The 23606-nt window shown below is 46.4% G+C and carries 22 protein-coding genes; 17 read left to right on the plus strand and 5 right to left on the minus strand.

From position 1 onward, the window contains the following. Nucleotide 1: 1 nt before the first annotated feature. Both BLT35_RS21455 and BLT35_RS21460 read left to right on the plus strand, forming a co-directional pair. On the plus strand, nt 2–727 hold the full coding sequence (locus BLT35_RS21455; RefSeq protein ID WP_083351371.1) for a response regulator: 726 nt from the start codon (nt 2–4) through the stop codon (nt 725–727). A 296-nt stretch (nt 728–1023) separates the two neighbouring features. Further along, nucleotides 1024–1419, plus strand: a complete 396-nt coding sequence (locus tag BLT35_RS21460) for a hypothetical protein (protein WP_062408404.1) — start codon at nt 1024–1026, stop codon at nt 1417–1419. 69 nt (nt 1420–1488) lie between these two features. Here BLT35_RS21460 and uraA read toward each other — a convergent pair whose 3' ends face one another. From uraA to BLT35_RS21480, 4 genes are all read right to left on the minus strand, one after another. Beyond that, nucleotides 1489–2769 carry a uracil permease gene (gene uraA, locus BLT35_RS21465; protein WP_062408403.1) on the minus strand — a complete coding sequence of 427 codons (1281 nt, stop codon included), beginning with the start codon at nt 2767–2769 and terminating at the stop codon, nt 1489–1491. A gap of 111 nt (nt 2770–2880) precedes the next feature. Then, entirely contained in the window at nt 2881–3954 is a 1074-nt protein-coding gene (locus tag BLT35_RS21470) for a Ger(x)C family spore germination protein (protein ID WP_062408402.1), read from the minus strand. Nucleotides 3955–3956: 2 nt separating this feature from the next. Beyond that, the gene (locus BLT35_RS21475; protein ID WP_139170842.1) at nt 3957–5072 is read right to left on the minus strand and encodes a GerAB/ArcD/ProY family transporter; all 1116 of its coding nucleotides are present in this window, start codon (nt 5070–5072) and stop codon (nt 3957–3959) included. Nucleotides 5073–5076: 4 nt separating this feature from the next. Then, nucleotides 5077–6561, minus strand: a complete 1485-nt coding sequence (locus tag BLT35_RS21480; RefSeq protein WP_074729699.1) for a spore germination protein — start codon at nt 6559–6561, stop codon at nt 5077–5079. 354 nt (nt 6562–6915) lie between these two features. Between BLT35_RS21480 and BLT35_RS21485 the strand changes: the two genes are divergently transcribed. The 7 genes from BLT35_RS21485 to BLT35_RS21515 all read left to right on the plus strand — a co-directional run bounded on the left by BLT35_RS21485 (nt 6916) and on the right by BLT35_RS21515 (nt 14933). Further along, the gene (locus BLT35_RS21485; protein WP_062408400.1) at nt 6916–7953 is read left to right on the plus strand and encodes a tripartite tricarboxylate transporter substrate binding protein; all 1038 of its coding nucleotides are present in this window, start codon (nt 6916–6918) and stop codon (nt 7951–7953) included. 97 nt (nt 7954–8050) lie between these two features. Then, nucleotides 8051–8497 (plus strand): tripartite tricarboxylate transporter TctB family protein, encoded by a 447-nt coding sequence (locus BLT35_RS21490; protein WP_062408399.1) that lies wholly within the window; start codon nt 8051–8053, stop codon nt 8495–8497. Nucleotides 8498–8518: 21 nt separating this feature from the next. Then, nucleotides 8519–10039 (plus strand): tripartite tricarboxylate transporter permease, encoded by a 1521-nt coding sequence (locus BLT35_RS21495; RefSeq protein ID WP_054818413.1) that lies wholly within the window; start codon nt 8519–8521, stop codon nt 10037–10039. Nucleotides 10040–10252: 213 nt separating this feature from the next. After that, nucleotides 10253–12262, plus strand: coding sequence for a methyl-accepting chemotaxis protein (locus tag BLT35_RS21500; RefSeq protein WP_062410918.1), 2010 nt, complete (start codon nt 10253–10255; stop codon nt 12260–12262). Between the two features lie 115 nt (nt 12263–12377). Then, nucleotides 12378–13061 (plus strand): GntR family transcriptional regulator, encoded by a 684-nt coding sequence (locus BLT35_RS21505; protein ID WP_062408398.1) that lies wholly within the window; start codon nt 12378–12380, stop codon nt 13059–13061. A gap of 109 nt (nt 13062–13170) precedes the next feature. Continuing rightward, the gene (locus BLT35_RS21510; protein ID WP_074729700.1) at nt 13171–13854 is read left to right on the plus strand and encodes a haloacid dehalogenase type II; all 684 of its coding nucleotides are present in this window, start codon (nt 13171–13173) and stop codon (nt 13852–13854) included. 20 nt (nt 13855–13874) lie between these two features. After that, entirely contained in the window at nt 13875–14933 is a 1059-nt protein-coding gene (locus BLT35_RS21515) for a tartrate dehydrogenase (protein ID WP_062408396.1), read from the plus strand. Between the two features lie 50 nt (nt 14934–14983). On the opposite strand, the gene BLT35_RS21520 is transcribed toward BLT35_RS21515, so the two are convergent. Further along, nucleotides 14984–15859, minus strand: a complete 876-nt coding sequence (locus BLT35_RS21520; RefSeq protein ID WP_074729701.1) for a LysR family transcriptional regulator — start codon at nt 15857–15859, stop codon at nt 14984–14986. Between the two features lie 127 nt (nt 15860–15986). On the opposite strand from BLT35_RS21520, the gene BLT35_RS21525 reads away from it, so the two are divergent. From BLT35_RS21525 to BLT35_RS21560, 8 genes are all read left to right on the plus strand, one after another. Beyond that, nucleotides 15987–17198 (plus strand): MFS transporter, encoded by a 1212-nt coding sequence (locus tag BLT35_RS21525; RefSeq protein ID WP_062408394.1) that lies wholly within the window; start codon nt 15987–15989, stop codon nt 17196–17198. Between the two features lie 78 nt (nt 17199–17276). Next, entirely contained in the window at nt 17277–17705 is a 429-nt protein-coding gene (locus tag BLT35_RS21530) for a GNAT family N-acetyltransferase (RefSeq protein ID WP_062408393.1), read from the plus strand. 199 nt (nt 17706–17904) lie between these two features. After that, nucleotides 17905–18399 carry a hypothetical protein gene (locus tag BLT35_RS21535; RefSeq protein WP_074729702.1) on the plus strand — a complete coding sequence of 165 codons (495 nt, stop codon included), beginning with the start codon at nt 17905–17907 and terminating at the stop codon, nt 18397–18399. A gap of 62 nt (nt 18400–18461) precedes the next feature. After that, nucleotides 18462–18701, plus strand: coding sequence for a YkuS family protein (locus tag BLT35_RS21540; protein ID WP_054820207.1), 240 nt, complete (start codon nt 18462–18464; stop codon nt 18699–18701). 254 nt (nt 18702–18955) lie between these two features. Next, the gene (locus tag BLT35_RS21545) at nt 18956–19834 is read left to right on the plus strand and encodes a TetR/AcrR family transcriptional regulator (protein ID WP_062408391.1); all 879 of its coding nucleotides are present in this window, start codon (nt 18956–18958) and stop codon (nt 19832–19834) included. A 49-nt stretch (nt 19835–19883) separates the two neighbouring features. Next, nucleotides 19884–21461 (plus strand): DHA2 family efflux MFS transporter permease subunit, encoded by a 1578-nt coding sequence (locus BLT35_RS21550; RefSeq protein WP_062408390.1) that lies wholly within the window; start codon nt 19884–19886, stop codon nt 21459–21461. Between the two features lie 70 nt (nt 21462–21531). Further along, complete coding sequence (locus BLT35_RS21555; RefSeq protein WP_062408389.1) at nt 21532–22194, plus strand: HlyD family secretion protein; 663 nt, start codon at nt 21532–21534, stop codon at nt 22192–22194. Between the two features lies 1 nt (nt 22195). Continuing rightward, nucleotides 22196–23479 (plus strand): efflux RND transporter periplasmic adaptor subunit, encoded by a 1284-nt coding sequence (locus BLT35_RS21560; RefSeq protein WP_074729703.1) that lies wholly within the window; start codon nt 22196–22198, stop codon nt 23477–23479. Nucleotides 23480–23606 lie beyond the last annotated feature (127 nt).

The raw sequence follows: 23606 nt of genomic DNA on the forward strand, positions 1-23606 counted from the left end.
GATGGAGAATGAGATGGAGGGACGGTTTCCGATTCAAGTCCTGATTATTGAGGACGATGAACGCATTGCGGAAATCAACCGGCGCTTTGTCGAGAAGGTCGAGGGATTCTCCGTCATCGGAATGGCTACCGATGAGACGCAGGTGGTAGAAATGCTGCAGGTATTGGAGCCGGATCTGGTGCTGCTCGATATTTATTTTCCCGAAACAAACGGACTCGAGATTCTCCGGATGATCGGACAAGAATTCAGACAAACGGATGTGATTATGATCACCGCGGCCAAGGAAGTAGATGCCGTTCGGGAAGCGATCCGTGGGGGCGTTTTTGATTATATCATGAAGCCTGTTCTGTTTAACCGGATGCGGGAAACCCTGCTGCGTTACCAGACCTTTTACCATACGATCCGTCAGCTTCGGCGGGAAAACGCCCATATCAGTCAGGACGAGATCGATCGCCTGCTTCAAGGCCCGGGAAAAAAAGAAGCACAGGTGGTCGGCGTTTCCCTTCCGAAAGGCATCGACAAGCTTACGCTGGATAAAATCATCGGAGCGATAGCCGAGGCCGACGCACCTTTAACCGCTGAACAAACGGCAAAACTGGTTGGCGTAAGCAGGTCCACCGCCCGTCGATATCTTGAGCATCTGGTTGTCGAAAATAAGCTGAGAGCGGACCTGTCCTACGGAGACGTCGGGCGACCGGAGCGAGTCTATCGAAAGTCTATAAATTAATTACATTAATCATTTAGGACAATAAGTATTTTTCCGCCAAAATGGAAAGCAATTGTATGCCGGCTGAAGGGATCGGTCCCGTTCATTGATGTCGCGCAGCACCAGCCGTAGAATGCGCACGTCGGGATCTAGTCGTTTCGGCAAAACGAGCCGTTCGCCCGTTTTGCCGAAAGGAACTGTCCACTGGGGTTAGTACTAACATCCCGTTTTGTGGTATGCTAGTTTCATGGCATTATCCAGTATCTTATTCATACGTTCAGGCGATTCCGCAGCAGAAATACGAGGAGGAAGGAACGATGAACGAAAACTTTATTAAGATCAAGGCGCTCGAGGGCGACCTGAAGCTATCCCACAAGAAGCGCGATTTCGGTCTAACGGTATCCACCAAGGAATTGATTTTTCAAAAGCCTCATGCGAATTACCATATTATGCTGGAGGATATCATCAGCATCACTCCGTTTGAACTCCCTGCGGGCTCCCGTCCGGTTCGGCTAAGCACCAGCAAGTCTGTCGGAAGCGAGACCGTAAATACTCAGTCAGGCATGCAGCATTACCGGGTGTATGTAAGAGAAGCGGTGCTGCATAACCGCAGCGGCATCTTCAAGCTGGGCTCGTCCCAATTTATTCTGCCCATTCTGCACGATTTGGTGATAGCCATATCCAAGTACGGCGGATTGGAACCCATCTCGTAATATGGTTTAAATACCAAATACCCTGCAAAGGCATGGCTGCCGCTGCAGGGTATTTTCTTTATTCGGAATTTATTCGCTTGATTCGTTCATCAGCTTCAGCTTTTCCAGCAGTTTAAAGAAGAGGCTGATCAGAATGGCCAGGACAGTCGCGAGCGCCATCCCTTTGAGCGAAAAACTGCCGATCGTCAGGGTGGCTCCGCTGATTCCGATCACAAGGACAATGCTCGTCAAAATCAGATTGCTGGCTTTGGAGTAATCCACTTTGGTTTCGACCAGCATTCGAACTCCGGAGGCCGCGATGACGCCGAACAAGAGGAGAGATACGCCGCCCATGACCGGAACGGGGATGGTACGGATGATTTCGGTGAGCTTGCCGAAAAACGAAAGAATAATGGCAATGACCGCAGCTCCTCCAATTACCCAAGTAGAGTATACGCGGGATATGGCCAAAACGCCGATATTCTCGCCGTATGTCGTATTCGGTGTGGAGCCGACGAAGCCGGAGAGGATCGTCGAAATCCCGTTGCCGAGCAAGGAACGATCCAGTCCCGGGTCTTTCGATAAGTCTTTTCCGACGATGTTGCCGGTCACAATCAGATGCCCAATATGCTCTGCTATAACGACAAGCGCGGCCGGTGCAATAATGATGATGGCCGAGAGGTTAAACTGCGGGAAATAAAAGTGCGGCGCTGCAACGATATCCGCTTCCGCAACTGCTCCAAATTGAACAAAGCCCATAAACCAAGCGAGAATGTAGCCGCAGATAATGCCGACAAGAATCGGAATGATCTTCAGAAAGCCCCGGAATACAACGGAGCCTACAATCGTAATGAGCAATGTGAAGGAAGAGACGATGATCGCTTTAGGATCAGGCGACCATTCCGCAACATCAGCCGGTTTGATGAAGCCTGCCATTTCGGCAGCTACCGGTACCAGCTCCAGTCCGATAACGGTGACGATGGCACCCATGGCTGCAGGCGGAAAAACGATGTCCAACCAGCGGGTTCCCACTCTGCTGATCAATAAAGCAACCAAGGTGAAAATAATCCCGGATGCAATAAATCCTCCAAGAGCCGCTTCATAAGGCAGCCCCGCTGACAAAACAGCAAATACAGGAGACAAATAGGCAAAACTGGAGCCGAGATAGGCCGGTATTTTCCCTTTGCAAAGCCAAAGATACAGCAATGTTCCGATTCCGTTCATCAGCAGTATCGTGGCCGGGTCCACTTCAAACAGGAAGGGGACAAGCACGGTTGCGCCGAACATGGCGAATAAATGCTGGAGACTGAGCGGCAAGCTCTGCAGCAGCGGAAGGCGCTCATGAACCCCGATTTGTTTAGGTTGCTTCAAAACAATACACTCCTTGACGGTCCAGGTTAATGTACAAACACCTCAACTATCTTATCAAATTTCGGCCAAAATGCCATCCTTTTTTTGCACCTTGGCACTCCAAGGCTGTAATTAGCGGTTCATTCTCTTTATGGGTTGAAAATCGATCCGATATTCGACGTTAATCTTCATTCTGGGCCAATAAGAAGACCACTCTTTATTGCTTATAGGCCGGGAAAAGGGACGAAGGGTAAGTTTCCCCACCCCTATAGGGTCAACATTCCATTTTTGTAATTTATTCAGAAACATGATCGTATGCTTTTCCAAAAAAGTCTCTATCTCTTCATTAAGGCTCAAATAGTCTTCCGTTATAGACATATTTTTGTCCCCGCGGTATTCTTCGATTCTTCCTTGCAGATTCACCTGGATGGACATGGCCGAGAAATCCTTATTAAAATGAATTTGTGTTTTGGAGCGAACCTGACCTATACTTACAGCTAAATCGGGTATAGAAAGGTTTTTGAGGTAATAATCGTTGCTGATCAATTGAAAAATTTGATCATTTAGCTTGTCGATGCTTCCTACAAGTTTGTCCTCTTGAAAAAAAGCTGTTCCTTTATATATGAAATTGTCTTTACCAACCTTGAATACAGGCAGGAAAGGATCCGTGTAGGGAGAGTACAGTCGATTTTTGAATTCATGTAAATTCACGATGCTCATTTCACCTTGATGCCTATTCTCGTAATGCTTGAACATGCGATAAAGAAAAAAATCAAGGTGGGCTTGCTTGCTTATCTGGCCCTTGATGTAGTCTTCAAAACTTCCCTCTACTACGGCCACATAAAGGCGTTGAGAAATATCGGGATCGTTTAACAATGTATCTATAAGGGTGAGGGTTCCTTTTTTGGCAAGATTTTTATTGATTAATACCATCCGAAGCTGACCGGATTTAAACTCCCGATAATAAATTAAATTAAATTCCTTTCCCCCTTGCTTGAGCAGTTTCACCTGCTTACTCAGCAGACGCTTTTTTTCATTGATTAACGGAGGAACCAATGTACTGATTTTTAGCATTCCTTCTTCACCTTCATTGAAAGACCAAAAAACCACAGGGGCTATTTCTTCAATCGTATTGTTCTCTACAAACGGTGAACATCCCGTTGTGAACAAAAGGGCTATTAGCAAACACCTCTTGATCCAAATCATACTTAGACACGCCCCTTTAATTTGCCGGCAACCACAAGGATGGCCGGAACCAGTAAGTAGGATAATGCACTCAAGCATACCTCCAGGATGAGTCCGATGCTATGCTCGATTCCTTCCTGCCAGAATGACACATTGGCGATGAGCAAACATAGACAAATGAAAATACAACTAGCATAAAAGCCCGTTCGGGTAGGCGGCTTATCCTGCTTCCCGAGCATGATTCGGGTAGCTCCGTAAAAAAAGAGAATAAAGATGGCAGCGACGAATACGAAATGAAAGAGGTTAAAGGAAATCAAAATCATATCGATCCGCTCAAACACAGGGGATTCCAGATAACGGATCATATTCACTACCGGAAACTCACTTTTGCTCAAATAATTGGAGCCATAAAAAAATAAAGCGGCTGCAAATATAATGACATATTCCAGAACGGAAAGCGCATTCGCGGCGAATACATATCTAAACAGCTTAGGGCCTTTGTCCAGCCATGGAAGCAAACAAACCAAGTATTCGGGACCTGACAAAGCCGACCATATGAACAACAAGCCTTTCCAGGAGTCCATGGACCAGTTTGTCGGTATGAGGGGATATAGATCGTAAAGCGAAGCAACCGGCGGTATGAAAAAAGGAACAAAAAATAAAATGATCCAAAATGAAGCTAGAAAAGTGATCACAACAAATCGTATTACTTTTTCCATTCCCGTAACGGCTAAATAGCAGCTAATGGAAAAAGCAAATAATATCAACCAATATATGTTCATAGAGGGGAAAACGAAATAATGGATCACTTCCACATAACTCAGTGTGATCACCGTAATTTTGACTAGAATGAGAACCCAGCCGACCAAAGCAAACATACGAACCGTCCGTTCGCCAAAAAGCTGAACAAAGCCGTGATAATCCTTTGGAGACGTATCCGAGGAGAACCATTTGGAAAGAAGGGTCAGATTGATTTGTGATAATATCCCCATGACAATGATCCCCCAAATCATATAGGAATGAATCAAATACATGGGAAGCATTAAAGCAAAGTAAAGCAGCTGCAACCGGTTTACGATAAGCATGGCATATATACCGCCATTGGCGGACGATTTTTCAAATATGGAAAATTCTCTCAAATGATCATCTCCTCCGCCAATATCGCCGTTTATCCAAAGGCTTCAACGAATCAGGACGGGTTTTCATATATGGCAAGGGCCCTCGAATAAAAAGATCCATCCATTCTCCCGCGTGAAATGGAGCTACAGGTGAAAAGTAAGGTTGTTTAAGTGAAGTAAGCCCATTCAGATGGATAAGTAATGCGATGAACCCTATCGCTATTCCAAAAATCCCGAGAAAAGCTGAAAGCACAAGTAAAATAAACTGGATGAGCGTGTTTGATTTGGTCATCAGATAATTGGGAACCAAAAAAGAAGCAATCGACGAAATCCCGACTAACACGATTAACACTTTACTGGCGAATCCCGCTTGTACTGCGGCTTGTCCTATCACGATACCTCCAATGACTCCCAAGGTCTGACCCGATTTCGTCGGCATCCGCAAACTGGCCTCTTTGATGATCTCCAGGGTGATCAGCATCAGAAATGATTCCCAAAAAGGTGTAAACGGCAATTTACTTCTGGACTCCAGCAGAACGAAAAGAATTTGCAGCGGCAGCATCTGATAATGATGGGTAGATAACGCCACATAGAGCGGGATCAATGTGATGGCTAGAAAAAAGCTCAAATATCGGATGCACCGAAAAAAGCTGGCCACCATCCAGCGGTTGATATAATCCTCGGGGGATTGAAAAAGATGAAAAAAAGTAATGGGCGCGATAATCGCAAACGGTGTATTGTCTACCAGGATAATCAATTTGCCAAGCCCTAAAGAATAAGCGCATGCATCCGGCCTGTCGGTTTGCATATACTGCGGAAAGACGCTGTGCGTATGATCATCCATGAAAGCGGTCACGTTGGATGACTCAAGGATCAAATCAAAATCGATATTGGATAATTTGCTTCTTGTAGTGGAAATAAATTCAGGATTGGTCAAACCTTCAACATAGATCATAACGATCTTTGTTTTAGTTAGATAACCTATGGAAAACATCTCTGTCTTTAGTTTTGCTATGGGCATGCGTCTGCGAATCATGGTGATATTTTGCTCTATCTGTTCGCTGAAGCTATCTTTTGGACCATAGATAATGGTTTCCGTCTCCGAAGGCTCTATAGCTCGACTTAACGGATTCTGAAGAGGAACAGACCACCATTGATTAATGGATGAATCATGTACAAGGACGAAACCTTGTAAAAGCAGATCATGCGCCTCGAGTAACGTACCTACAGCCGACGCATTGATGTCTGCAATACAATCATAGACCGTCTCCTGGGAACAGCGATAGATCGGTTCGATAATGGCTTCATTCAAACGCCCTTGGTCGATCAACGTTCTTATGTATACAATATCTACCTTCTGGTCTCGGGTTGTTTGCCGTTCAATGAATTCAGCATCATACATGTTAGCCAGCATTTGTCTTAAGGCATCGATGGTTAGAACCGTTTCCTGAAGATCGTCAGGTTGCTCATGAACGTTTCTGCCCGCAGCCCTTTTCCAAAATTTGAACATAGCATCTCACCTAAAAAATTTATTGTCTATCCATTTATGTGAAGATTATTTCATTTACCGGATTTATTATGAACCGTTGGACTTCATTTCATCCAAAGCAAAAATTACGCATCAATGAATAGAGCAATCCTTTCATTTTCCAACGTTATTTTTTATAAATAGAAAGTCGTTATTTCGAAAAGAATCCAATGAGAACCGGCTTTTGAACAAATAGGACACAAAGACCAAAATGACCAAAAGAACCAATATGGTCGAAAGATTGTATTCTTTCTTTAATCCCACTATGATGAGTCTATAACTGAAAACGCTTACTGTAAGCGATTTTCTTTATAAAATGTATAGGGGGAATTCCATGTGAAGAAAAAATCGTTTGGCGGTATTCTGGCAACGGCTTTATTGGCGGTAGCTGTAGCCGGGTGCGGCTCGGCCCCAGCCTCGAAAGGCCCTTCGGGCGGTGGTGCTGCTGCACCTGTTAAAGAAGAACCGAAATACCCAACGAAGCAAATTGAAATCACCGTACCCTTTGCGGCTGGCGGCGGAACGGATATTTTCGCAAGAGCCATGAGTGATTATTTGAGCAAGGAATGGGGCCAGCCGGTGATTGTCGTTAACAAACCGGGTGCAGGTGGTGCAACAGGCACTCAAGCGGTTTTGAAGCAAGGATCGAAGGACGGATATTCCGTAGTGACTCAGAGCGTTTCCGCTGTAACGGGATTATTGGCAGGTGTTCCGAACTTGCCGTTCACAATTGATGATTATCAGTTTATTGCGAAAACGACCAATGACCCGCTGGCTTTTGTCGTGAAGGCCGACGCTCCCTGGAACACAATTGAAGAGCTGAATGACTGGGTCAAGAAAAATCCGGACAAGCTTACCTTTGCAAGCAATGGTCCTACGGCCATCGCAACCTTCGGCGTCATCCAGTGGCTGGATAGCATCGGCGGAGATTTTTCCAAAGCTAAGCTGATCGTCACCAATGGCGCCGGCGATGCGCTTCCCAAGGTTGCCGGCGGGCACATCACCCTTGGCGTTCAAGGGGTAAGTGAAGTCAATAATCTGGTTAAGGCAGGCAAGCTGAAAATACTGGCTATCGCCTCGGATAAACGCAGCGAATTCTTCCCGGATGCTCCGACTATGGAGGAAAAAGGGATAAAGGGAATCACCGCATCGTTCTGGGTAGGGGTTGCTATGCCGAAAGGCGTTCCGGATTATGTTGTGAAGAAATGGGAAACCACCATTGAAAAAATGCAGCAGGACCCTGCGTTCCAGGAAAAGCTGAAGTCGATGAGCGTTCAAGGCGCATATTTGAATGCTGCTGATTATGAAAAATACGTAAAAGAAGAAACGGAACTCTTCACGAAAATTGTAAAAGATAAGGGACTCATCAAGTAATCGATAGGAAAAACAATCTCCTCCTTTTGTTGGTAAACCGACAGAAGGAGGAGATTGCAAGGTAACGGGTCAAATCCAAACAGAAGGGGGAGAGTACATGCTGTCTGATCGTGTTGGGGGCATCATCAGCATTATATTCGGGAGCATCGCAATGTCGGAAGCAATTCGCTTGTTTCCGGCACGAATGGATACATTCGTCGGGGATCATACGATGCCGGGGATTGTTGGCGGCGCATTAATCTTGTTAGGTCTGCTGTTGGTTTTCTTTGTAAAGGGTGAAAGCTTTAAGGTAGAATTTCCGGACCGTGTGATCATGAAAAGCATGCTTCTCGCCTTAGGTTTATTGTTCGCTTATTGGTTTGCCATTCAATATTTGGGCTATGTGATCAGTACTTTATTGGTTTCTATCGGTTTGTTTAAAGTGCTTGGTTTTTTCAGTTTGGCCAAATCGGCGATTTACGCAACGATTTTAACTACGATTTTTTATTTCCTTTTCATTTTTTGGCTCGGAATGCCATTCCCGACGGGAATATTCAATATATAAAGAAGGGGTGAAACATGAACAATGGAAGCATTAAACATGCTTTTACACGGATTTGCAGAAGCGGTTACACCCCTTAACCTTGCGATGGCCATATTGGGCGCACTTGTAGGAACGTTAGTCGGGATGCTGCCGGGTCTCGGACCTACTTCCGCCATCGCCATTTTGCTGCCTTTAACAACGGTGCTCGGCCCGGTAGAAGGAATTATCATGTTAGCGGGAATCTATTATGGAGCCATGTATGGCGGCTCAACGACGGCGATTCTGCTTAACATTCCAGGAGAGGTTTCATCGGTGCCGACCTGTTTGGACGGTTATCCGCTGGCCAAGCAGGGAAAAGGCGGTCCGGCGCTCGGCATCGCTGCAATCGGTTCTTTCGTGGCCGGAACCATGGGGGTGATCGGACTTGTCTTCTTTGCTCCGATCCTTGCAGACCAGGCGTTAAAGTTCGGTCCGCCGGAATATTTTGCATTGATGTTGTTGGCGCTTACGGTCATTGTAAACTTGGCGGGCAATTCCATTATTAAGGGATTAATCATGGGACTCTTCGGTTATTTGTTCTCCATGGGGGGAATGGGGCCTTCCGGAGGTCAGATGCGGTTTACGTTTGGAAGCGATACGTTATCGGCTGGCATTGATATGATCAGCGTCATTATCGGGCTATTCGCCATCACCGAGGTCATTAAGGGGATGGAAGAAAGGAGCGGCGCCATTGCTCCGGGCAAAATCGGCAGCGTATATCCGAGTTTTGCGGACCTGAAGAAAAGTTACAAAGCGATGTTCCGGGGAGGATTTATCGGTTTTGTCCTCGGCTTATTACCCGGATGCTCCACTGCGGTTACGACCTTTCTGGCTTATGACGTAGAAAAGAAAGTGTCCAAGCACCCGGAACAATTCGGCAAAGGGGCGATTGAAGGGGTGGCAGCACCGGAGTCGGCCAACAATGCGACCAGCTCTTCCGGCTTTATCCCGCTTTTTGCTCTGGGTATTCCCAGTTCTCCGCCGCTTGCCGTTCTGCTCGCCGGCTTGATGATCTACGGACTTCAGCCGGGGCCGGTTTTGTTCGAACAAAGCGGAGGCTTCGTTTGGACGATTATCGCGAGTATGTTTATCGGTAATGTGATGCTGCTTGTACTCAATTTGCCGTTAGTTGGATTATGGGCAAAACTGACTACCGTACCATACGGTGTGATGGCTCCTGTTATCCTCGTATTAAGTATTATTGGGGCTTATACGGTAAGAAACAGTTTGTTCGATGTGTTCATGGCATTAGTTTTCGGCGCAGTCGGATACTTCTTGCAAAAATACCGTTGGCCGGTGGTTCCTCTGATCTTATGCTTTATTCTTGGGCCGATGTTCGAGCAGTCCTTTGTTCAATCCATGTCGATGTCGTCAGGCGATTTCTCCATTTTCTTTACACGTCCGATATCGTTGAGCATTCTGATCATGGCGTTCGTACTTCTCTTTGTTTCGCTGATCCTGATCCGGCGTACCAAACAACGGGTAAAAGCCGCGGTCGGTTCTGAGGTGGATATTTCCGGATAGATCTGCACAAATATAATAAACTTCAAAAAAAGGGAATTCGCTACCTGAAGGACTTGGTTATCCAATTGATTTAACCATCTCAAGAAGGTTGAATTCCCATTTTTTTTGAGTTAAACAGGATGGTGCCTAATGTTCAAAAAAGCATGGAGTTCACTCATCTCATTGGATCGGAATAACCGTAAGCAGACGTTCGTTATAACGAAGAAAAACCCGATGAAATCGGTCGGTATGAAATTGTTTTTGATTTTTTTTGCCAGCGTTGTCGTTTTGGTTGTCGCCATGGGAGCGTCATCCTATTTTATTTCCAAAAACGTGATTCAGGAAAAGGTAGCGGATGCGTCGTTACAGACGATTGTTCAAACCAGCCGCAAGCTCGATATTTTGTACAATTCGTTTGAGGATATTTTCAAACAGGCATTGTCCGACAGCGATTTAAAATTACTCATTCTCAAGTATTATTCGGCGCCTGAAGGTTCTTTCGATCAGATGGAAATCGGCAGCCAAATCATAGCACAGATATCCGCTTTATCCAACGCCGATACGATGTATGCCATCAGTCTGCTTGACAAGAACGGAAAAGCGATCGTTACAACAGGGAACCCGCCGAATACGGAGGTTACCGATACGGATTGGTTTAAAAAAGTATCGTCTGCCGCTGAGGGCGTTCCGGTTTGGCTGGAAACCCGAAACGACGGTTTTTTCGGAACACAAGGGGTGAAATCCTTTGCGCTAGCCGGTATCCTGCCGGATATTTCAGGCGGTCAGGATCATGCGATAGTGCTGTTTGAATACAAGTACAGCGTATTTCAGAATGAAATGAATGACGTGAAGATGGGGGAAACCGGATTCGCTGCGATTGTCAGCCCGGATCACCGAATGGTGTATGATCCTAATGAAGAGCTTGTAGGTTCCGGTTCCAAGGTGGCCGTCAATTTGGATCAGGCTCAATATTCCGATATTGTGGTTGATCCGTCGGGCGAAAGTCAGCTCGTTGTATATCAGCAGTCGTCAAAAACAGGCTGGTATACGCTTGGAAGCGTTCCGATGAATGAATTGTTGGCGGAAACCAAAAAAATCTCCGGAATAACGGTTTTGATGACATTGATTGCGGCATTGGTGGCTTGCGGCATCGGGTATCTGGTTGTTCGGATCATTGCCCGTCCGTTGGTCGAACTCCGAAACCTGATGAAGGAAGGGGAACGGGGAAATCTTGTCGTTCGCTGTACAGTGAACAGCCGGGATGAAATCGGCGAGCTTGCACAAAGCTTTAACCAGATGATGGAACAAATCACGTTATTGGTCCAGCAAACGAATCGCTCCGCCCAAGAGGTGTTGTCCACCTCAAGCGAACTTTCAGAGGCTGCCAGGAAAACGGCGGCATCGGCCAAAGAAATTGCCGTGGCTACAGAAGAAATCGCCGGTGGAGCCGGCAGCTTAGCGGTCGAGGCCGAACGCGGAAGCGACATCATGCAAACGATCGGCAAGCAAATGGAGCAGGTTGTTGAGGTTAATAAAGATATGGTCAACTCAGCGACACAGGTGCAGCAAGCTAGTAAACAAGGAACGGAATATATGGTCGAGCTGATCTCCAAGACGAACTCTACCGAACAAATGACTCGTTCCCTGATTGAAAAAGTGGATCATTTAAAGGAAAGCACGCGTTCCATTCGAAAAATATTGGATGTATTACATAATGTAACCAAGCAAACCAACATCTTGTCGCTCAATGCTGCGATTGAAGCGGCAAGAGCCGGAGCCGCAGGCAAGGGATTCATGGTCGTGGCTGACGAAATCCGCAAGCTGGCGGATCAATCCAAACAATCCATCGACGTGGTAGGGCAGATTATCGAGACGATTCAAAGCGAAATCGATGAGACGGTATCGGTGCTGTCGACCGCTTATCCGTTGTTCCAAGAACAGATCGCATCCGTCAAGGAAGCGGATACGCTGTTCAATCAGGTGCAGGAGCACATGGACGGCTTTGTTCAGAAGCTGACGGACGTATCTTTATCGATCAACCGATTGGATGAATCGCAATACGCGCTCAGCGCTGCGATTCATAATGTCAGTGCTGTAGCAGAGCAGTCGTCGGCAACGACGGAAGAGGTCGCTTCACTCAGTCATGGGCAGACCCATATCAGCGAGGAACTCGTCAGGTTGTCCGAGAAGCTTGAGAGCTTGTCCGATTCATTGGAGGCGGCTTTAACGAAATTCCGGGTTTAAGGGCTCCTGAGCATGCGAAGCCGGGAGGTTCATGGGATTCAGACATTGACTTCGCTGAGGGCATTCATTACATTTATACCTATACTGATGCCGACAGAAAAAGAAGGTGAAATGAATGGAGTCCTATTCCGTCGAGAAGCCCATGCCCTATTATGATCAACTGTACCATGCGATCAAAAAAATGATTTTTGACGGTATATACAAACCGGGAGACCGAATTGTGGAGTCCAGGCTGGCCAAGGAAATGAATGTCAGCAGAAGTCCCATCCGGGAAGCGATCCGGGCCCTGGAAAAAGAAGGGTTGGTCATCATTGACGACAAATCGCGGATCATCGTTTATAAGCCGACGGTAAAGGACGTTGAGGATATTTATCAATGCCGTATGGCGCTTGAGGCGCTTGCTGTCCGTGTGGCTGTTCAAAAAGCGACGGATGAGGAATTGAAGCAGATCGAAGAGACGCTGAGGTTAACCAAATCAAAAATTGAACAGCCCCATGGATACGATAAGGACGAAGTGATCCGGTTAAACGAACAATACCATCATCTGATTATCCGGTTCAGCCGGAATGACCGTTTACAAAAACAATTAAACGACTTGAGATCCTTGATGTTTCTATACCGGATCATGAATTTCCAGGGCGAAGCCCGCGATTGGACGATTTATAACCAGCACGCGGAAATCTATGAGTATATGAAGCAGCGTAACGAAGAAGAAGCGTCAAGCGCCATGATACGCCACTTGACGGCCGATTATCAGCATTTGATTCAAGTTCTCGGGCATTCCGGCGGACCGCTTTAAAAAAAACACGATCCGATTCAAAAAAAGATTCATAAATCAAATCGGATCTGTTATACTATAATTGTTTACTGTCGACAGTCTACAAATTTAGAGAGAGGAGGATAAATCAATGTCCTATCGGTTGATTTCTTTCGATGTATACTCGGCTTTGGCTAATATTGAAGGGAGTCTGATTCCCGAGCTCACAAAGGAAATTGGTTCAAATAAGCTTGATACGACGGCGTTTTTTCGGACGTGGCGTACCCGGCAGTGGGATTATTTATTGCTTAACAATTCGTTGGATACGGGATATTTAAGCTATGATACCATCACCCTCCGCGCATTGGACTACACAGCCAAGCGTTTCGGCATTCAGCTGGCCGATGAAGCGAGAGAACGATTGTTACTGGCTTGGACGAGACTGCGCCTTTGGCCGGAGGCGGCGGAGGTCCTGTCCGAAATCCAAAATAGAGGCTACGCCATCGCCATTTTGTCCAACGGAACGGAAGCGATGCTGCAAGCGCTTCAAGAGGAGATCGGCATTCATTTTGATTACATTTTTTCTTCCGATCAGGCCGAAGCATATAAACCAAGCCCCAAAATTTATCAGCTTCCGTTTACCCGTCTCGGATTGGATAGAAGGGAATTATTGCATGTTGCGGGCTCGTTGTTTGATGTGATGGGAGCCAAATCAGCGGGGCTTACCTGCGCCTGGTCCAACCGGCTGAATGATTATACGCTTGACCCCCGCTACAGCCCGGATTATGAAATGGCTGATTTAACGGGGCTGCTTCAAATGATAAGCCCCAAGTAGGGAACTGGAGGAGATAACACATGAACATATACGATATAGCGGTGATTCCAGGCGACGGCATCGGCAAGGAGGTTGTCCCCGCGTCGTTGGAAGTGTTAAACACGGTAGCGGAAGTTCACGGGGGCTTGAAATTTAATTTTACCAGCTATCCATGGAGCTGCGATTATTACTTGGAACACGGGAAAATGATGCCTGATAACGGGATTCAAATCCTGCAAAATTATACTGCCGTATTTCTCGGAGCGGTGGGGGATCCGCAGAGGGTTCCGGATCACGTGTCCCTTTGGGGGTTGTTGATCAAAATCCGCCGTGAATTCGAGCAGGTCATCAATATCCGCCCCGCCAAATATATAAAGGGAATTCAATCCCCCTTACACTCTCCGAACGATTTCGATCTGATCGTGGTGAGGGAAAACAGCGAGGGAGAATACAGTGAGATCGGCGGACGGATTCATAAAGGAGAGGACGAGGTAGCCATTCAAGGCGCCGTCTTTACCAGAAAAGGAACGGAACGGGCCATTCGGTACGGCTTCAAATTGGCTGAGCAAAGAAAAGGCCGTGTCACCAGCGCAACCAAATCCAATGGCATCGTGCATTCGATGCCGTTCTGGGACGACGTGTTTAACGAAGTAAGGAAGGATTATCCCGGCATCGAGACGTCATCCTGCCATATTGATGCCTTGGCGGCATTCTTTGTCACCCGCCCGCACACGTTCGATGTCATTGTCGCAAGCAATCTGTTCGGGGATATTCTCACCGATCTGGGAGCGGCCATCATGGGCAGCATCGGCATCGCGCCGGCAGCCAATATTAACATCAACGGGAAATATCCATCCATGTTCGAGCCCGTACACGGTTCCGCACCCGATATTGTCGGCAAGGGGATTGCTAACCCCATAGGTCAAATCTGGACGGCGAAGATGATGCTGGATCACTTGGGCGAAGTCGAGGCCGGACGCAAAATGCTTGAAGTTATGGAAAGCGTCATTCAGGATGGCATCAAAACTCCGGATATCGGGGGCACATCGTCGACGACCGAAGTGGTTCAGGAAATTTGCCGCCGGCTTAAGACATTGTAATCGGTAAAAAACAGAGGCACAGCTGGTGCTTCTGTTTTTATTTTTCGCCTTTATAACCACTGCTTGAGAAAGTTCATAAAGGTTTGGCATGCTTTCGATAAGTACGTATCCTTGTTCCATGAAGCCCCCAAATGCAGATATACCGGCGGATCGAGTGAGACGGGAACCAGAGATTGATCGTCGTGCTTAATGACCATACGCAAAAACAAAGTGATTCCAAAGCCCTCGGATACCAGAGATTTGATCAGGGACAATTGATTGGTTGAGAAGGTGATATTCGGTGGGCTCGCGGCATATCGGCTTGCTTCCATAATCAATTCACGCTGGAGATAACCTTCTTTGAATAAAACCAGGGGCTCGCTCAAAATCTCCTGAAGGCGCAAGGACGAACGCTCCGCCAGAGGATGACCGGCCGGCAGACAAACCACCATTTCCTCCCTTAACAAAGGGATGACCTCGTGATGCTCCTGCTGGTGGTCGCCGAGAACACTAATTCCAATGTCCACCTCTTTACGATCCAACAGCTTTTGAACTTCCAGCGTTCCTGCTTCTACTACGCTGATGGTGAGAGCAGGATATTTCTTTTTAAATTCCTTAATGATCTGGGGAAAATAATAACTGCCAAACATGGAGGGGAGACCGATGCGGATTTCCCCTTTCTCGAGTCCTCTTAATTCCTCCATTTCTTTACGGGCTTCTTCTACACGGCTGAGAATGGCCCGGGCGTGAATAAGCAGCGCGCGGCCTTCCGGGGTTAGAGCCACTGCCTTTTCCGAACGGTCGAACAGGGTGAGATGCAATTCCTCCTCCAGTTTATGAATCGATTTGCTGATCGCCGGCTGGGCAACCAGCAGCTTCTCGGCAGCTTTGGTAAAACTGCCGGAATTCGCAATCTCTACAAAATACTGCAGCTTTTTAAAATCCATCCATGGCTCTCCTTTGCGGAATACACTATTCCTAATAGTTATGGAAATGATGAAATTAATATATTTTATTAATAGTATGTCATCATGGTATCATCTGTAGAACAGTCATGTAAAGGAGTTTACGTTGATGAATTATGGTACAGGAGAATATTGGAGAGCTACGGCGGCGCTAAGCCTGGGGTCCTTCCTGGTATTTGCGATCGTTTATTTGACGCAGCCGCTGTTGCCCTTATTCGTTGTTGAATTTGGATTAAGCGAATTTATGTCAAGCTTATCGCTTTCGGTGGTGGTATTTTGTATCAGTGTGGCTTTGCTGATTTACGGGCCCGTATCCGATGCGGTTGGAAGAAAACCGATCATGGTCTGGTGCATGGCAGGAGGGGTCGTCTCCACGGTTCTGACGGCCTACGTCAGCGATTACTCGGTTCTCCTCATCCTGCGCGCCGTACAGGGCTTGTTTCTTGCAGGGCTTCCGGCTTTGGCGATGGCCTATATGAGTGAAGAATTTTCACCCAAAGCATTAAGTGTTTCCATGGGTCTTTATATCGCGGCGAACAGCCTTGGAGGAATGAGCGGAAGGATTCTGAGCGGAGTGATCGCAGAGCATTGGGGATGGCGCTCGTCCTTTGCCATGATAGGATTCTTGTCGGTGGCTTTATTTGTCGCGTTTGTGTTCTTGCTTCCCCGTTCCCGCAATTTTAAGCCTTCGCCTCTGCAATGGCGCAGTGCCGCGTTGGCTATGATCAATCATCTGAAAAACCCGACGCTGAGCATCGGAATGCTGATCGGAGGCCTGCATTTTTTTGTGTTTATCGGTTCGTTTAATTATCTTACTTTCCTGCTTAGCGAGGAGCCCTTTCATCTGAGTCCTTCCCAGTTGGGCATGCTCTTTCTGGCCTATGCGGCCGGCAGCCTGGGTTCCGCGGTGTCCGGAAGATTGTCCGACCGCTGGGGCAAAAGCCGCTGTATGATGGCAGGTATCCTGATCTTTGCCTCGGGTCTTCTGCTTACGCTTGTCGGTTGGCTTCCGGTTATCCTGATCGGCCTGGTTCTGCAGTGCTTCGGATTTTTCTTTTCCCATTCCGCCTCGGCAAGCTGGGTAAATTCCCGGGCGGCCTTTGCCAAAGCAAGCGCGGCCAGTCTGTACTTATTCTTTTATTATTTGGGCGGCGGCCTGGGAAGTTTTTATTTGGGCTGGTTTTGGCATCTAAACCGTTGGCCCGGAGTGGTCGGAGGCGGAATGCTGGTCTTTATCTTGACCTTCTTCCTGACCAGAAAGCTCTATGCGGAGGAAAGCCGAAGTCTGGTTCGGGTAAACGGGATGATCACAACGAAATAAAAATTGGACAACGCCGGAAACTATGATTTAATAGAAGAGTGCAATCCTTATTTTGAAACGGTAACGGAGTGACTTTCAATGCTAGTGGATATTAAACATAGGCTCGGCGAAAAAAATATACAGGAACTGCTCTCGTATTCGGTCTTTCCCGACTCCGGTTTGTTGGAAAAGGAACTGAACGCCTATGCGAAAGAGGACAGCCGCGAGCTGTATGGATATGAAGAGGATGGCCAAATGATTGGCCTTGTCGGGTTTATTGCGCATCCGAATGGGCTTCTGGAAGTGAAGCATCTCGCTGTTCATCCGGAATATCGCGGGCAAGGCTATGGCAGAGGACAAATATTGGAGCTGATCGAGCTCAAAAAACCGCGGGAAATTCAAGCGGAAACCGATGAAGAATCGGTGGAGTTCTATAGGAATATCGGTTTTTCCATCAGAAGCCTGGGGGAAAAATTCCCCGGCGTTGAACGATTTCAATGTGTGTATGAAGTGGAATCGGATGAGTGAACAAGATGCCGCTTAGAGTAAAAAATAGGGTTAATTCGCAGCTGCTCATTGCAGCTGTTTTTCTTTGGTCAGGATTGAACCGAATGGCGCTCGGTTACGCCTATATGAATAGAAACATTTAAAGTGAGGCGAAGCATATTGGACCGAGACAACGAACAACACTTCTTCCGGTCCTGGATTGATGATGGAAGACGGAAAGATGCAGCTGCCATTTTCCTCATCCGTGTTCTTTGACACCGAGGTAAAGGAGCTGTACCTGCATATAGGAATGGTACAAGTCTCAGAGAGAGAACCCAGCGGCAGCTTTGAGCTTTCAATGAATGGAACGTTCCCCTTAACGGTTCGATATAAGAATAAGGACATCGTCATTGAGAAGGCTCGATATCATGACGGGTATCTTCACTTGAAAGTGAAAAAAGGAGCCCCTCATCAAGACCGGCTGGAAGGCGTGTATTTCTTCATAAAAGAGTATAACGATCAAATTTCCCAAAACGATCAATTAATGGAGAAAGTAAACAGACTCCGTGAGGAATTGAATATAACGGGATTCGGAACAGCAATTACAAGCGAAAGCAGCAGTCCATACCTGGATCTTTACATCCCTGCCTCCAAGCAGGATAAGTACACGATTTCTTTACAGCGCGTATACGATCCGATTGTCATCAATAAAGATTATCCCATCTCCCTAAAATAGCTGGTATAAAAAAGGAAACTTCCAGGGTAAACTACATCATGGAAAAGGAGGGAAGAAAAGCCATGGCAAAAATTGCGGTTGAGAACAGCTTGGAGGATGTAAAGAATGCCCTGCAGCAAAACGGGCACGAGGTTGTTTCCATAGACAGCGGAAATTTGCAAAATTGCGATTGCTGCGTCATTTCCGGTCAGGATAAGAACGTGATGGGAATCAGTGAAACCGTTACTCAAGCGTCGGTGATTAACGCCCGAGGCATGACAGCCGATGAAATTGTACAAAGAGTAAACCAAAGCTTGAGCTAGAGTCTATACCATTCCTTACGCCCGCTGCCAGCGGGTTTTTTTGTTTGGATAACTATTCGGGACCTAACGTTATCTATCAATTATTGAAAAATCAATGAACAAAGGCTTTAAACTGTAAACTTATGAGTTCAAAAGAGACTCTTTAGTATTGACGAGGAAAAAATGTCCAATGTATAATCAGTAAAAGATGTTTAAACTTTAGTGTTCACAATGAACTCATTAGTTCTTTGAGTGAATATCCAGGAGGTTGAAGCATGCCAAAGCGCCAAGAAATCATTGATGCAGCGAGCCGGTTATTTTCCGAGAAGGGGCTTGCAGCAACCACGGTAGATGAGATCGCCAAGGAAGCCGGTGTAGCCAAGGGCTCCTTTTATAAAATGTTCGAATCCAAGGATGTACTTCTCAGCGAAGTCTTGACTCAATTTATCGATTCCATGCAGGAAATGGCGGACTATGTCATTCTGCTGGCGGATATGACTGCAAAAGAAAAGATCGAGAAGCATTGTCAGCTCACACTGGAACATATTTTTGAGCAAAGGCATTTCTTCTTATCCGTGATCTCTCCCCATGATGTGAGCTCTGCAAGTCTAGTCAAAACGAATTCCTCCATCGTCATATTTGAAAAACAAATCATGCATTTAACGAAAAAAATGCTGCTGTCTGCCTATGGTGAAGAGATCGATCCCTTCGTTTGGGATATCGTATTAGCCTATCACTCCTTTATGCGGGAATATGCCTTTCAAATCATTCATACTCAACAAAACGCTATTCCAGTTGTATCCAAGCTGATTTCAAATATCCTCGATATCCTCATTCAGTATTTTCATGAAAGCCGTATCGAGCCCGTGATTACTTGTGAACTAAGAAAAAAAATAGAATTTGTTGAGTACAGTCCTGTGGATAAAGAGAACCAAATCTTGGAATTGTATAGGATGATAGAGAGCAAGGCAGCGTCTCTTAACATCGAACCTCAGTCTAAAAAGGAAGTGATAGAAGCGATTGCTTATCTGAAGGAAGAAGCGAATCGTAATCGTCCAAGAACCGTGATCAAGAAGTCATTACTAAATTATTTAAGAGAACATAAACCCTTATCGGAGTTGTGTAACCGTCTCGAAAGACTTCTTTTTGACTAAGAGAGGGCCCACTAACTTTACAAAATATGTAATATAAGAGGGGACATGTATGACTACCAATACATCTGAGCCATCGCCGGATAAGGAAAAGGGTGGCATCAAGCAGTGGATTGCTTTATTCTCCATTATTTTTGCAACGTTTCTCGAAATGTTGGACCATAGCGTAATCAATGTCGCTATACCCAAAATGACCAGCTTATTGAATTCAACAATAGATGATATGGAGTGGGTGGTTACCGGATATACTTTGGCTACAGCCGTGGTCATCCCGCTCGGAGGATTCTTGGCAGACCGCTTCGGTTATAAAAAAATACTTATGATTTCGGTTTCGGCTTTCATAATGACTTCAGCCATGTGCGGGATGGCGTGGAATGATACCAGCCTTATCGTATTTCGAGTCCTTCAGGGCTTAGGCGGAGGAATCATCATGCCGGTAGGCATGGCCATGCTTTATCAGATTATGGATCGCTCCAAGGTGCCTATCGCGATGGGGATTTGGGGGATCTCTGCCATGGCTGCTCCTTCCCTGGGGCCAACGATTGGAGGCTACGTCGTAGAGCATATGCATTGGAGCATCTTGTTTTATATTAATATTCCGATAGGCCTCTTATCCTTATTGATCGCTTTTTTTCTCATTAAAGAAACACCCAAACAATCGCATTTGAAATTTGATTTTCCGGGCATTATTCTCTCGAGTATCTTTTTTTGTTCATTGCTGCTGATCATCAAAAAGGGTGAAGCAGAGGGGTGGACATCCCTATACATCGTTACGCTCATATGGATATCGGTTTCCAGCTTCATGCTGCTGCTGTGGGTTGAGACGGGGAAGAAAGACCCGGTCATCAATTTACGATTATTTAAAAATAAGGATTTTACCGTCAGTATCCTTATCTCTTCCCTGGTGTTTATTGCGATTCAAGGAGGAGCGTATATCCTTCCGATATGGTACCAGAATGTCGGGGGGCTAACGCCGTCTCAAACGGGAGTACAGCTGATGCCTCAAGCCATTGCCACCGCCTTGATGATGCCGCTTGTCGGTGCGCTATCAAACCGGATTGGAGTCATTCCTTTTGGAGTAACTGGTCTGGCGCTATTAACCTTTGGTACTTACAAATTGCATTTTATTACGGGTGACATCTCCAACTATGAATTGAACGTATACCTTGTTATTCGAGGGCTGGGAATCGGTTTATGCATGATGCCCATTATTGCTGCGGGATTAAATACGATGTCTAACGAGCTGATGGGCAGCGCGTCTTCGCTCTCCAACATCCTGCGCAGTGTGTCATCCTCCTTTGGGATTGCTCTTTTGGGGACCTTTATGTCGCATCGGACAACACAATACGGAGCAGCGATAACGGAGCAGATATCAGAAACGTCGCCGGCATTTGCAGTATTCCAAGGCCATATTGTACATAACTATATGATGCTGGGGGCGGATACGGCTGCCTCGCAGGGCGGATTCCTTGGCGTACTGGGTCAAACGATTCAGAAAGAAGCGTTAGTACGGGGCTTCACGGATACGTTTTTTCTTCTTGTGATCTTGGGAGCGATTTGCATCCCTCTCGTATTTCTAATGAAAAACAAATCGTCCCGTGAAGGCGGGGATGACATCATGATTCACTAAGGTTGAGTTCATCCGAGCTTATTGACCATACAGAACCATATCTATCGTTTGAAATCTTGGGGGGAGAAACATGAAAAGAAAACTGATCTTAATATTGATCATTATCGTCATCATAGGTTCAGGGGCAGGCATTGGATCTTATTTTTGGTATCAATCGGTTCATTATGTGAAAACGGAAGATGCGCGATTAGCAGGAGAGATCTATCGTGTCATGCCTAAAATTTCAGGGAAGCTAAACACACTGACGATCAAACAAGGAGATACGGTTGTTGCGGATCAAATCGTAGGTCAGCAGGACATAACGAACTTATCCAGCACGTTACTGGATCAAGCATCACTTCGCTCTCCGGTTAGCGGTACGGTAATTCATACCTCGGCAAAACCGGGCGAGGTCGTCACACCGGGCCAATCCGTAGCGATGATTGTGGATAAAAAAGCACTTTATGTTTCCGCCAATATTGAAGAGACGGAAATCGAAAAGATCAAGCTCGGCCAATATGTTGAATTCTCCATTGATTCATTCCCGAGCCATACGCTTACTGGAAAAGTCTATGAGATCGGGAACGCCACGGCGTCAACGTTCTCTCTTCTTCCTACGACAAGCACAAGCGGTAATTTTACAAAGGTGACCCAGCGGATCGGGGTCAAAATATCGATAGACGATCAGCGAGGGTTGAACCTGTCTCCGGGCATGAGCGCTGAAGTGAAGATACATATTAAGGGGGAGAACTGAGATGAACAAAAGGTTTCGTACGATCACCATATTATCCGTTCTTGCCGCTTCGACGATGGTCTTTACAGGCTGCGGCACCGATCTGCCTGCTAATGCCTCCGAACAGCAGATTCCTTCGGTTAAGACGATTACATTGTCATCTGTCGAACGTGGACTCATCGGTAAGGTTGTTGTGAATGAAACGGTAGAGATCTATTCCAAGCAGCCTGGAAGAATCGCTTCCATTTTGGTAGAGGAAGGGGCAAAAGTGAAAAAAGGCGATTTGCTTGTGCAGCTGGAGACAAGCGAATTAGAAGTGCAGGTGAGAAAAGCCCAGGCCGGTCTCGATGCAGCACAAGCCCAACTCGCTAATACGCTTGAGGGAGCCAGGCAAGAGGATATCCGTGCAGTCCAAGGTGCACTGGATGCTGCCCATGCTTTGGTTGATCAATCGAAAGCGGCTTTTGACCAAATTCAAATTACGTATAATCAAGCCAAAAACCATTATGATATGGGCAACATCACGAAGGATGAATTGGAGTTAGCGACAACCAACTATAAAACGGCAAAATCAGCCTACGATGCAGCGGTAGCCAATGCGAGGAGTGCCCAGGCGAAGCTGGACTTATTAAAGGCCGGAGCTGCGGCCAGTACGATAGACCAGCTTAGAGCCCAGGTTGCAGCTGCACAAGCGGATCTTGATTCGGCCAATTTAATGCTGAGGAATGCCTCTATTGTTTCTCCGATCGACGGTATTGTGGTGAAGAAATATGCAAAAGCCGGTGAGATGGCTTTCACCGCCATGCCTTCCGGTGCCTCCCTTCTGCAGCTGGTTAGTTTGGATCCTGCCAAAGTCGAGGTGAGTGTTCCGGAGTCAGAGGTGAACCAGATCAAGGAAGGGGACTCCATCGATATTCAAGTCGCGAGCTTACCGGATAAAAAAATTCAAGGAACGGTTTCCTTCGTTAGTCCGGTTTCCGATCCTAACAATAACACGTTTACGGTAAGGTTAACCGTCCCGAATCCGGAAAATCTTCTCCGCGCAGGTAACGTGGTTACAGTGAACTTTACCGCCGATGCTGCTAAACGTGTAGAAATACCGAGAGACTCCATTATTGAAAAAGACGGAAAAAAACTTGTGTATAAGCTGGATGGAGATCAGGTCCGGGAGATCGCAGTTACAACTGAGGATAAAAATAAGGATTGGGTTTTTGTTGAAAACAGCTCCTTATTCCATCATGAAGACAAAATTGTGATCTCACCGCCGGCAAGCTTGTCCGATGGCACTAAAGTTGTGGTTGAATAGCAGCAATGAGAGCTATAACGGAAGAAAAACAGAAATAACCGACATCAGACTTGACAGGAGGAAACCCAAGTGAAACACAAGCTGAAGAAAACCGTAGCATCTGTTGTAATTACCGCCTCGATGATAA

Source organism: Paenibacillus naphthalenovorans, assembly GCF_900099895.1.
Taxonomy (GTDB): Bacteria; Bacillota; Bacilli; order Paenibacillales; family NBRC-103111; genus Paenibacillus_G; species Paenibacillus_G naphthalenovorans.

What these genes read in the sequence shown, in the direction of transcription:
- BLT35_RS21455 (WP_083351371.1), top strand. Translation starts at nt 2, where the DNA reads ATGGAGAATGAGATGGAGGGACGGTTTCCGATTCAAGTCCTGATTATT.
- BLT35_RS21510 (WP_074729700.1), top strand. Translation starts at nt 13,171, where the DNA reads ATGTCCTATCGGTTGATTTCTTTCGATGTATACTCGGCTTTGGCTAAT.
- BLT35_RS21495 (WP_054818413.1), top strand. Translation starts at nt 8,519, where the DNA reads ATGGAAGCATTAAACATGCTTTTACACGGATTTGCAGAAGCGGTTACA.
- BLT35_RS21505 (WP_062408398.1), top strand. Translation starts at nt 12,378, where the DNA reads ATGGAGTCCTATTCCGTCGAGAAGCCCATGCCCTATTATGATCAACTG.
- BLT35_RS21530 (WP_062408393.1), top strand. Translation starts at nt 17,277, where the DNA reads ATGCTAGTGGATATTAAACATAGGCTCGGCGAAAAAAATATACAGGAA.
- BLT35_RS21515 (WP_062408396.1), top strand. Translation starts at nt 13,875, where the DNA reads ATGAACATATACGATATAGCGGTGATTCCAGGCGACGGCATCGGCAAG.
- BLT35_RS21540 (WP_054820207.1), top strand. Translation starts at nt 18,462, where the DNA reads ATGGCAAAAATTGCGGTTGAGAACAGCTTGGAGGATGTAAAGAATGCC.
- BLT35_RS21500 (WP_062410918.1), top strand. Translation starts at nt 10,253, where the DNA reads ATGAAATCGGTCGGTATGAAATTGTTTTTGATTTTTTTTGCCAGCGTT.
- BLT35_RS21555 (WP_062408389.1), top strand. Translation starts at nt 21,532, where the DNA reads ATGAAAAGAAAACTGATCTTAATATTGATCATTATCGTCATCATAGGT.
- BLT35_RS21520 (WP_074729701.1), bottom strand. Translation starts at nt 15,859, where the DNA reads ATGGATTTTAAAAAGCTGCAGTATTTTGTAGAGATTGCGAATTCCGGC.
- BLT35_RS21525 (WP_062408394.1), top strand. Translation starts at nt 15,987, where the DNA reads ATGAATTATGGTACAGGAGAATATTGGAGAGCTACGGCGGCGCTAAGC.
- BLT35_RS21460 (WP_062408404.1), top strand. Translation starts at nt 1,024, where the DNA reads ATGAACGAAAACTTTATTAAGATCAAGGCGCTCGAGGGCGACCTGAAG.
- BLT35_RS21480 (WP_074729699.1), bottom strand. Translation starts at nt 6,561, where the DNA reads ATGTTCAAATTTTGGAAAAGGGCTGCGGGCAGAAACGTTCATGAGCAA.
- BLT35_RS21550 (WP_062408390.1), top strand. Translation starts at nt 19,884, where the DNA reads ATGACTACCAATACATCTGAGCCATCGCCGGATAAGGAAAAGGGTGGC.
- BLT35_RS21560 (WP_074729703.1), top strand. Translation starts at nt 22,196, where the DNA reads ATGAACAAAAGGTTTCGTACGATCACCATATTATCCGTTCTTGCCGCT.
- BLT35_RS21490 (WP_062408399.1), top strand. Translation starts at nt 8,051, where the DNA reads ATGCTGTCTGATCGTGTTGGGGGCATCATCAGCATTATATTCGGGAGC.
- BLT35_RS21470 (WP_062408402.1), bottom strand. Translation starts at nt 3,954, where the DNA reads ATGATTTGGATCAAGAGGTGTTTGCTAATAGCCCTTTTGTTCACAACG.
- BLT35_RS21545 (WP_062408391.1), top strand. Translation starts at nt 18,956, where the DNA reads ATGCCAAAGCGCCAAGAAATCATTGATGCAGCGAGCCGGTTATTTTCC.
- BLT35_RS21535 (WP_074729702.1), top strand. Translation starts at nt 17,905, where the DNA reads ATGCAGCTGCCATTTTCCTCATCCGTGTTCTTTGACACCGAGGTAAAG.